This is a genomic window from Candidatus Albibeggiatoa sp. nov. BB20 (genome assembly GCA_016744725.1).
Lineage (GTDB): Bacteria > Pseudomonadota > Gammaproteobacteria > Beggiatoales > Beggiatoaceae > Albibeggiatoa.
Genome location: JADGDW010000165.1, coordinates 1 through 9628, shown reverse-complemented (window position 1 = coordinate 9628; position 9628 = coordinate 1). Strand labels below are relative to the sequence as shown.

The 9628-nt window shown below is 36.7% G+C and carries 10 protein-coding genes; 8 read left to right on the top strand and 2 right to left on the bottom strand.

Features of this window, described 5'->3' with window-relative positions; all coding sequences use genetic code 11:
* The first annotated feature begins 153 nt into the window (after nt 1-153).
* Nucleotides 154-609, top strand: coding sequence for a glycosyltransferase (locus tag ABXH34_RS15490; protein WP_353572791.1), 456 nt, complete (start codon nt 154-156; stop codon nt 607-609).
* 6 nt (nt 610-615) lie between these two features.
* Entirely contained in the window at nt 616-873 is a 258-nt protein-coding gene (locus ABXH34_RS15485; RefSeq protein ID WP_353572790.1) for a hypothetical protein, read from the top strand.
* Between the two features lie 280 nt (nt 874-1153).
* Here the strand turns inward: ABXH34_RS15485 and ABXH34_RS15480 are convergent, their stop codons facing one another.
* Entirely contained in the window at nt 1154-3064 is a 1911-nt protein-coding gene (locus tag ABXH34_RS15480) for a Gldg family protein (RefSeq protein WP_353572789.1), read from the bottom strand.
* A gap of 227 nt (nt 3065-3291) precedes the next feature.
* Nucleotides 3292-3870: a DJ-1/PfpI family protein gene (locus tag ABXH34_RS15475; RefSeq protein WP_353572788.1), complete on the bottom strand. Its 579-nt coding sequence runs from the start codon at nt 3868-3870 to the stop codon at nt 3292-3294.
* A 591-nt stretch (nt 3871-4461) separates the two neighbouring features.
* On the opposite strand from ABXH34_RS15475, the gene ccoN reads away from it, so the two are divergent.
* From ccoN to ABXH34_RS15445, 6 genes are all read left to right on the top strand, one after another.
* The gene (ccoN, locus tag ABXH34_RS15470; RefSeq protein ID WP_353572787.1) at nt 4462-5898 is read left to right on the top strand and encodes a cytochrome-c oxidase, cbb3-type subunit I; all 1437 of its coding nucleotides are present in this window, start codon (nt 4462-4464) and stop codon (nt 5896-5898) included.
* Between the two features lie 69 nt (nt 5899-5967).
* Nucleotides 5968-6591, top strand: a complete 624-nt coding sequence (gene ccoO / locus ABXH34_RS15465) for a cytochrome-c oxidase, cbb3-type subunit II (protein ID WP_353572786.1) — start codon at nt 5968-5970, stop codon at nt 6589-6591.
* Nucleotides 6536-6754: a cbb3-type cytochrome oxidase subunit 3 gene (locus ABXH34_RS15460; protein ID WP_353572792.1), complete on the top strand. Its 219-nt coding sequence runs from the start codon at nt 6536-6538 to the stop codon at nt 6752-6754. The genes ccoO and ABXH34_RS15460 overlap by 56 nt, the downstream gene beginning before the upstream one ends.
* Before the next feature lie 11 nt (nt 6755-6765).
* Nucleotides 6766-7689: a cytochrome-c oxidase, cbb3-type subunit III gene (gene ccoP / locus ABXH34_RS15455; RefSeq protein WP_353572785.1), complete on the top strand. Its 924-nt coding sequence runs from the start codon at nt 6766-6768 to the stop codon at nt 7687-7689.
* 149 nt (nt 7690-7838) lie between these two features.
* Complete coding sequence (locus tag ABXH34_RS15450; protein ID WP_353572784.1) at nt 7839-9221, top strand: AAA family ATPase; 1383 nt, start codon at nt 7839-7841, stop codon at nt 9219-9221.
* A partial coding sequence (locus ABXH34_RS15445; protein ID WP_353572783.1) for a hypothetical protein occupies nt 9218-9628 on the top strand: 411 nt, incomplete at its 3' end. The genes ABXH34_RS15450 and ABXH34_RS15445, both read left to right, overlap by 4 nt.

Below are 9628 nucleotides of genomic sequence, written 5' to 3'. Positions count from 1 at the left end.
TATGTGCGTTTAGGTGGGCTGTAACGTGTCCACACCATAGGTGTTTAAGTTTAGAGCTGCATTAACTGGGCAGGACTTGAACCTAGTATCTTTGCAGCTTCACCTATTTTTACAAGTTTTTTTAACATTTGTGTATTTAAAAGGTTTTTCTTTATGCTCCCTATTATCCAAAGTCTTTGGATCGGTGATGCTTTATCACCAATGGAACAACTTTGTATTTCATCTTTTTTAAAAAATGGACATTCATTCCACTTGTATACATACGATACTGTAAAAAATATACCTAAAGATACTATTGTGATGGATGCAAATGAAATTATCCCCAGAAACAAAATTTTCAAATATAAAATGTATGATAGTTATGCAGGCTTTGCTAATATGTTTAGATACAAATTATTACTAGAAAAAGGTGGCTACTGGGTTGATAGTGATATAGTTTGTTTACAGCCGTTCGAGCAAAAGCAAGCTTATGTTTTAGCTAGCGCGAAGCGTAAAAAAGGTGGGCTAAAAGCCACAAATTGTGTGATGGGTGTCTCTTCTGCTGGTTCAGAATTAATGGAATACTGTTATTACAAATCAATAGAAAAAGATTCTCAAGATTTAGCATGAGGAGAAATGGGACCCACTCTGTTAACAGAAGCCGTCAATATACACAAATTACAACGTTATATCATGCCATTCCATATTTTTTGCCCAATTGAATATTGGAATTATCAAAAAACAATCCAACCCATTCATCCAATGATTATTAATGATTCTAAAGCGGTGCATTTATGGAATGAAATGTGGCGTAGAAACAATATGGATAAATCAGCTCAATATCGTACAGACAGTCTTTACGAAAAACTAAAAGCTCATTATTTAAGTGATTGATTCATAAATGTTTAAAGAGTTAAAATGCGTCGTCACGTAAAACGAAATTCTACAATTTCCTATTATAGTCAATTCTGTCTTGAGTGTGTGAGGACTGGCAGTCCTAAAATATTTTAAATATCAAATAGTTTTAAAATCAAGGATTGCCAGTCCTGTATCATCTTAAAATAAAATGACTATAGCTAAACACCATAGTTCATAAAACCCATTCTAAATCAGGAGTACAAAACATACTTAAACAAAGTTATTCTGCACTCCTAAATTGATTGGATTTTAACGCCTAAGCCGCTAATTTGACTCGTTTCTCACGACGGAATAAAGCTAAGCCAATACCCAAAAATGCAATAAGAAATGGAATTAAACCAATATTAAGGAATGTCATCCGACTTTCCAAGGTTTCAATATCTTTACGCAACTGATGTTGTACATCACGTAATTCTTTGCGAATTTGCACTTTTTGCTGGCGGAAACGTTCTAATTCTTGGCGTTGTTCCGTGCTTAGCAATAATGCGCTACCACCTTGCTTTTGGCTTTGTAATTCAGCCAGCTTTTGCTCAGTTTGTTCTAAACGCGCTTGCACCTCTTGCTCTTTTTCACGGAAACGTTGCTCAGCCACTTTTTGAATTTCTTCCACTTTGGTGAATGGACGAGTAAAACTGCCGCGACTACGCACGCTGATTAAGTCATTATTACCCATCAAGCTTTCAATCGAATTAGTCACAAAATCACCATTAGAAGCTAAAGGAAGTGCAATCCGTTGACCCAAGAAATTTTGTACTTGAACCCAGAATTGATCTTGTAATAAATCCGTATCTGCAACCACAATCACATTGATGCTGTCTTTGGATTCAGTTAAGTGAGGAACATCAACTTCAGGTGTAGGTGCTGCCGCATCTTCAGTATTTTCTTCAACAACGGGTTTACCATCAGGAAATGCGGTTTTCACTTGTCCTGTCATTCGGGCGGCTAAAATAAATTGTTGCTCTGGTTTAAACTCTTTAACCATGGCTTCTGGGTCTGCAAACATACCTAATTTAGTGCTATCAATCGCCATTGCTTGTGCAGAACTCATCATTAACGTGGTCATTTCAGTGCTTGCACCTTGTTTATGAGTCAAGCTGCCCGCCGTTGCTAGATTCACATTACCTAAATCACCTGTAACAATATCGCTAGAGCTAAAGAATTCTGGTGAATTTAAATCCATGTAGACAGGGTATTCAATCACCACTGCTCGTGAATCTTTACGAATTTGTACCCGCTGCGCAAGATTCATATCTCCAACCACTTTACCTTGTAATAATTCAATACCCCATTGGTCAAATAATTTGGCTAAATCAGAATTACGTGGCGCATTCATGTTGGCGAATGGATTTTGCGGATTTTGTGGCGGGGTATCGGTTTCAGAATATGGGTCAACGAAAATCATTGCACGACCGCCTGCTAATATAAACTGGTCAATCGCGTATAAGGTGCTATCAGATAATGCCTTAGGATGAACTATCATCAATACATCAATATCATTTTCAATGGTGCTTGCAGTAGTTTCAATCTTGCGTACTTCAAATAACTGGCGTAATTGATCCACAATCATGATGGGTTGCTCGGCATCTTGCATAAATGGGCTAGGACTGCCTTGAATCGGCAAACTGCTCATAATGCCCATAACAGGCTGTTTAGGATTGGCTAGTTTATAAACCAATTTGCTAACATCATATTCTAAAAATGATTCTCGGTCGGGTTGGAAGAAAGTGATGGTTTCTTCAGTATCTACCGCATTAGTACCAACTAAACCAAAATAAAAACTAGTGTTACTAGTATCGATTGGTACACCTTGCAAACCGTAACCCACAGCACGATCTTCTTGTTCTGAAAAGGGTTCTGGATCAATCACTTCTAAACGTAATTTACTACCCACATAACGCTGATATTCTTCTAATAACTCTTTAACCCGAGTTGCATAACTATTAATCCCCGGTAGCTGAGTTGCTAGTTTTTCAGATAGATAAAAACGCAAGGTAACAGGTTCATCAAGGTTAGCCAGAATATTTTTAGTGCCCTCTGACAGCGTGTATAAATTGTTTTCAGTAAGGTCTAAACGTAATGACTTTAAAGTGGTATTACTCAGGATATTGACGGCTAGAAACAGCGCGAGTCCAATGAGTAAACCAGAAGTGGTCAGAAATTTCTTCATACTACTTGACTCCATTCACTAAATTTTATGAGGTTTTTGAGCATGTATAGTGGGCACGTGCGGTTTTTTTTCAAGACTAAAATATGAAATTTTAATGCACTTCAACAACTGCTCGATTGAATAAGCTTGTATAAGTTGGCTGTATTATATTTCTTTCAATAGGTGTTTTTACAACAAAAAAATAGTAATCACTCCTATCAGAATAAGAATGATTACTTGGATTGATATTAAATCGAAATTTTTGCGCCTAATAGCTTAATAAATTGGGCTAACCATTCAGGATGTGCAGGCCATGCAGGTGCTGTCACAATATGAGCATCCGTCACCGCTTGGTCAATCGCAATATCACACCATTGCCCATTGGCTTGATTCACATCAGGCTGACATGCTGGGTAGGCAGTGGCTTTGATACCATCTAATACACCAGCGGCGGCCAATAGCTGAGGCCCGTGACAAACCGCTGCAATGGGCTTTTTCGCTTGATCGAATTCACGTACAATTTCAATTACTCGTTTGTTCAATCTAATATATTCTGGTGCGCGTCCTCCTGGTATGACTAAGCCAATAAAATCATTGCTATCAACATCAGCAAAAGTCGCATTTAACGTGAAATTGTGCCCTGGTTTTTCGGTATAGGTTTGATCGCCTTCAAAATCATGCACCGCAGTTCGAATAATGTCACCCGCTTTTTTATCAGGACAAACGGCTTGCACATCATAGCCTAGCATTTTAAGTGCTTGAAATGGCACCATGGTTTCATAGTCTTCAGCAAAATCGCCAACCAACATTAAAATCTTTTTCGACATAATTATGTTCTCTCTCAGATTATCTACGATCAAATATTAATTCTATTTATGATAGACAACAAGTTATAAATCCAAATGGATATTTGCTCAAATACTTGATTAATTTATGACTCAGCACTCAATACCAATGAACGCCTGTTTTTGTGAGTTAAGCACATTTATTTTTAATACAGTATAAATAAATTTTAAAGCTTATAATCCACTTAGGTTTATACCCATAAGTTTAGTAAGTTATAAAAAACACGAACTATTAATATTTCATAACATTTCTCTTTATTTATGAATATCCACCTATTTTTCTATAAAAATCAAGTTGCAAACAAAATTAACTTATGTTAATAGATATTTTGATTTATGTGATACATAGCCTAAAGTGGATAATTCAAAAAAATTTGACGCTTATACAGCTATAAGGTATAAATTGCAGTTTAAAATGCAGGTGAATAAGGTTATGTATCGCCTGCGTAAATGGCTTATGAGGCAAGTCGTTCATAATAATACTTTTCCACTTAAGATGGGTTTTCGGATTAATAGCATTAACAGTATTCATCTTTTTATTTTCTACCTTTAAGTATTGAGGAGGCAACTTCAATGAGTGAAGAAGCAACTACTTATAACTATACGGTGGTTAGGCAGTTTGCACTTCTGTCTATCGCCATGGGTGTCATCGGCATGTTGGTCGGTGTCTACGCCGCTGCGGAATTAGCGTGGCCGTGGCTAAACTTTGATATCCCCTATATTACGTTTAGTCGTATTCGACCGTTACATACTAATGCCGTCATTTTCGGTTTCGGTGGCTCTGCTTTATTTGCAACCTCTTATTACGTGGTACAACGTACCTGTCATACCCGTTTAATTTCAGATAAATTAGCAGCCGTCACTTTCTGGGGTTGGTTGGCTATCTTATTATCGGCAGCAATTACCTTACCTTTAGGTCTTACAACAACTAAAGAGTACGCGGAATTAGAATGGCCTATTGATATTGCCATTGCAGTGGTTTGGATAGTGTATGCAATCGTATTCTTTGGTACGATTACGCAACGCAAAGTAAAACATATTTATGTCGCAAACTGGTTCTATGGTGCGTTTATTCTCACAATTGCCATGTTACATATCTTTAACAACTTAGCACTACCTGTTGGTATGTGGAAATCTTACTCAGCGTATGCGGGTGTTCAAGATGCGATGGTGCAATGGTGGTACGGTCATAATGCGGTAGGTTTCTTCTTAACTGCAGGCTTCTTAGGCATGATGTATTACTTCATCCCTAAACAAGCAGGTCGCCCTGTTTACTCTTACCGTTTATCTATCGTTCACTTCTGGGCGTTAATCTTTACGTACATTTGGGCAGGCCCGCACCATTTACATTACACAGCATTACCTGATTGGACACAATCTTTAGGTATGGTTATGTCATTGATTTTATTAGCACCTTCTTGGGGCGGTATGATTAACGGTATCATGACTTTATCAGGTGCTTGGGACAAATTACGTACTGATCCAATTTTACGTTTCTTAATCGTTGCACTTTCTTTCTACGGTATGTCTACGTTTGAAGGTCCAATGATGGCAATTAAAACGGTTAACGCATTATCTCACTATACTGATTGGACTATTGGTCATGTTCATTCTGGTGCGTTAGGTTGGGTTGCAATGATTTCTATGGGTAGTTTGTACTACTTAATTCCTCGCGTATTTGGTCGTAAATTATATAGCTTAGGCTTAGTTGAATTACACTTCTGGTTAGCAACCATCGGTATCGTACTTTACATTTCAGCAATGTGGGTATCAGGTATCATGCAAGGCTTAATGTGGCGTGCGGTGAATCCTGACGGTACATTGACTTACAGCTTTGTTGAATCTGTTGCTGCAATGCATCCTTTCTATGTAACTCGTTTTGTGGGTGGCGCATTATTCTTAACGGGTATGTTAATTATGACAATTAATATCTTGTTAACCATCACTGCGGCTGAAAAAACTGAAGAAGGCATAAACGATAGCATTCTTGAGCCAGCACCCGCTCACTAAAATGAACTGAATATCTGCATTGAGAGCAATGTAGATATTCAATAGCTTACTTTTTGGAGGATTTTTTACATGGCAGCTTCAACAGGACATGAGAAGGTCGAGAAAAATCTCGGGTTAATGATTATCTTAATCATCCTTGTCATTAGTGTCGGTGGTTTAATTCAAATCGTGCCTTTATTTTATATGAAAGACATGATCGAGCCTGCAGATGGCTTAAAACCCTATTCTGCAATTCAGTTAGCAGGACGTGATATTTATATCCGTGAATCCTGTAGTGTATGTCACTCTCAAATGATTCGTCCATTCCGTGCTGAAACAGAGCGTTATGGTCACTATTCTGTTGCGAGTGAATTCGTTTATGACCGTCCGTTCCAATGGGGTTCAAAACGTACAGGCCCTGACTTACATCGTGTTGGTGGTCGCTACAGTGATGAATGGCATGTTCAACATCTAATGGATCCACGCAGTGTTGTGCCTGAATCTGTTATGCCAGGTTACCCTTGGTTAGCTGAAGGCATGGTTGATGGTAATGTGATGCAATATCGGATGCAGCAATTGAAAAACGTTTTTGGTCATCCTTATAGCCAAGAAGAAATTGACAAAGCACCTACAGATTTAGACGGTGTGACTGAACTTGATGCCATTGTTGCCTACTTACAAGGCATGGGTACAACAGTTAAGACGGTTCGATAAGATGGACTTACTTGTCTTTTTACAATCCGCTTGGACTGTAGCCGTTATGATTCTCTTCTTGGGCATCGTGATTTGGGCATATAGTAGTCGAAATAAAAAAGATTTTGACGAAGCATCGCGCCTAGTTCTCGATGAAGAAGAGGACAACATCGAAAAACGTTAAGGAGATTCTGTATGTATTTTGTTGAAGGTGTTTTCACAAGTTCGTTCTGGGACTGGTTTATTACAATAGGCACATTACTCAGTATTTTGGCCTGTTTTGCTTTAATCCTGTGGTTGGGTGGCGATCGCCCTAATTCTGATGAAGATGTACAAACCATGGGGCATGTCTGGGATGAAGATTTAGAAGAATATAATAATCCATTGCCGATGTGGTGGTTAAATATGTTCTATATTACTTTAGTGTTTGGATTATTTTATGTATTTTTATATCCTTCACTTGGTTCTTTCCCAGGATTTTTAAAAGAAAGTCAAATTGTAGAATATGAACGCGAAATGGCCAGTGCTCAGGCACGTTTTGCACCTACTTATGCACGTTATGGTCAAATGGAAGTACCTGAGTTAGCAAAAGACCCAGCTGCGACCCAAATTGGTCAACGTTTATTCTCAACCTATTGTATTGCTTGTCATGGTTCTGATGCAGGCGGTGTTCAAGGTTATCCAAACTTACGTGATAGTGATTGGTTATGGGGTGGTCAGCCTGCTCAAATTATTGAAACAATTACTAATGGTCGTAATGGTTTGATGCCTTCTGCTGAAGCAAACCGTTTAGAAGGTGATGCTGATGTGAAAGCCGTTGCACAGTACGTATTAAGCTTAAGTGGTCGCGAGCATGATGCCGCTGTAGCTGAGCAAGGTAAGGCTGTATTTGGCAAAGTATGTCAAGCATGTCACATGCCTGATGGTACGGGTATGACTGCATTAGGTGCACCAAACTTGGCTGATGAAACTTGGTTATATGGCAGTAATGTTGCTGATATTGAACAAACTATTAAGCATGGTCGACAAAACCGTATGCCTGCTCATGGTGAATTCTTAGGCGATGAAAAAATTAAATTGTTAACAGCCTATATTTATAGTTTATCTATGGATAAATAGTTGTTTTTTTGTGCAAGAAAGTGCTGCAATGGTACTTTCTTGTTTATTTATTTTTTCCGCCCTCTTAATAAAATTTCTTTTCAAAATTCTAAAATTAGCATACCCTTTTCTGACTCAGCATTTTCTATAATAAGGGGTCTTTTCAAGCAATGAAATTCAAATTTAATCAGTACGGATTTATAGATAATGGTGAAGTTGAGCTTGGCGACCTCACAATCATTTGTGGTCCTAATAATGTGGGAAAAACTTATGTAAGCTATGGTATTTATGGCTTTCTTAAACACTTTAGAGAATTAGTTGAAATACCTATCTCATCAGAACAAATTGAAATATTAAAAAATGATGGCTCTCTAAATATTAATTTAGAAGACTATCAGACAAAAATAAATGATTATTTCAAGCAAGCATCTCAAAAATTTACACAAGGGTTAACAAATTACTTTAATGCCCCAGATGATTTTTTTAAAAATACAATAATTGATTTTACATATAAGCACTTTCATAATAATTTGAACTTTGGGTTTAAGCAAACGACTAAATTTGGTCAGAATAGGTCTTTAACTTTACTTTTTGATAAAGCCCCTAATGAATCAATATTGTCTATTGCTTTACAGGTTGGAGAACAAGAAAAACAAGAAACAAAACTCTCAAGTCGCATTATTGGGGACATAGTTGGGAATGTAGTTTCCAATTGTTTGTTTGAAAATATGTTTCTAAAAGCATTTATTGCGACCTCAGAACGCACTACTATTTCCTTATTTTATAAAGAATTAGATATAAGTAGAAACGCCATTTTAGAGCATCTTTATAAAAATGATAAACCCAATGACGATCCAATAGCTTTGCTTAATAGTATGCGCTCTCGCTATGCTCGTCCTATTCAAGATAATATTGGTGTCATTCGAGATTATGAAAATTTAAGTAAGCGCAAGAGTTTTATTCGAGCAAATCGGCAAAAATATAAACCTATATTTGATGCGTTACAAAGTATTCTTGATGGCAGCTTTAAAAATATTGATGGCAATATATATTACCAACCAAGAAAAGAGCGAAATCGTGATAGAGTTATCATTCCTCTTTATCTTACATCATCAGCAGTTAAAACTTTATTTTTAATAGATTTATATATTAATTGCCTTGCTGAACCTCATGGCATATTGATTATTGATGAACCCGAATTAAATCTACACCCTGATAATCAACGTAAAATGGCAAGTCTGTTAGCACGTTTAGTCAATGCAGGAGTTAAAGTACTGATTACAACGCATAGTGATTATTTGATTCGAGAAATTAATAATAAAATAATGTTAAACAGCCAGATAGAAAATAAGCAATCTATCATGCAAAATGCCAAAATTGTTGAACAAGACGTATTACGTCCAGAACAAGTAAAAGCGTATGCTGTGAAAACAGATCATACTATCAAAATTGTCCCTGTTGACCGTTATGGAATTAACATGGAAATTTTTGATGATATTATTGCTGATGCCAACAAACTAGCAGATGACTTGTTTTACGGTATGCCAGAATGAAAGTACAGGATGCATTTAGAAAAATTATAAATCCTGACGTTGTTTTAGATATTATTACAGGCGATAGAGAACTTGTTCTTAGAGAAAAAGGGGTAAACAGTAAGATAAATAAATTACATATAACAAATGTACCTGTTGATTCATTTGCATTTACTCTTGATTACGATGACTCTCCTAAAAATAAAATCTGTTTTCAACAACTATCTATTTATCTTAATAGAGCATTAGAAAGTGTCAATAAAAGTTGTGATTTAGTTTTAGTTATTCCAGACTTAGAAAATAAATACAAAATACTCATTTTAGATTTAAAATCAGATAAACCAAATCTGAATGATACAGAAAAACAACTTTTAAATTCAGAGCTTTATGTTCGCTATATTCTGAGCATGTTGCAGTATCACTACAAG

What these genes read in the sequence shown, in the direction of transcription:
- ABXH34_RS15490 (WP_353572791.1), top strand. Translation starts at nt 154, where the DNA reads ATGCTCCCTATTATCCAAAGTCTTTGGATCGGTGATGCTTTATCACCA.
- ABXH34_RS15485 (WP_353572790.1), top strand. Translation starts at nt 616, where the DNA reads ATGGGACCCACTCTGTTAACAGAAGCCGTCAATATACACAAATTACAA.
- ABXH34_RS15480 (WP_353572789.1), bottom strand. Translation starts at nt 3,064, where the DNA reads ATGAAGAAATTTCTGACCACTTCTGGTTTACTCATTGGACTCGCGCTG.
- ABXH34_RS15475 (WP_353572788.1), bottom strand. Translation starts at nt 3,870, where the DNA reads ATGTCGAAAAAGATTTTAATGTTGGTTGGCGATTTTGCTGAAGACTAT.
- ccoN (WP_353572787.1), top strand. Translation starts at nt 4,462, where the DNA reads ATGAGTGAAGAAGCAACTACTTATAACTATACGGTGGTTAGGCAGTTT.
- ccoO (WP_353572786.1), top strand. Translation starts at nt 5,968, where the DNA reads ATGGCAGCTTCAACAGGACATGAGAAGGTCGAGAAAAATCTCGGGTTA.
- ABXH34_RS15460 (WP_353572792.1), top strand. Translation starts at nt 6,536, where the DNA reads ATGCCATTGTTGCCTACTTACAAGGCATGGGTACAACAGTTAAGACGG.
- ccoP (WP_353572785.1), top strand. Translation starts at nt 6,766, where the DNA reads ATGTATTTTGTTGAAGGTGTTTTCACAAGTTCGTTCTGGGACTGGTTT.
- ABXH34_RS15450 (WP_353572784.1), top strand. Translation starts at nt 7,839, where the DNA reads ATGAAATTCAAATTTAATCAGTACGGATTTATAGATAATGGTGAAGTT.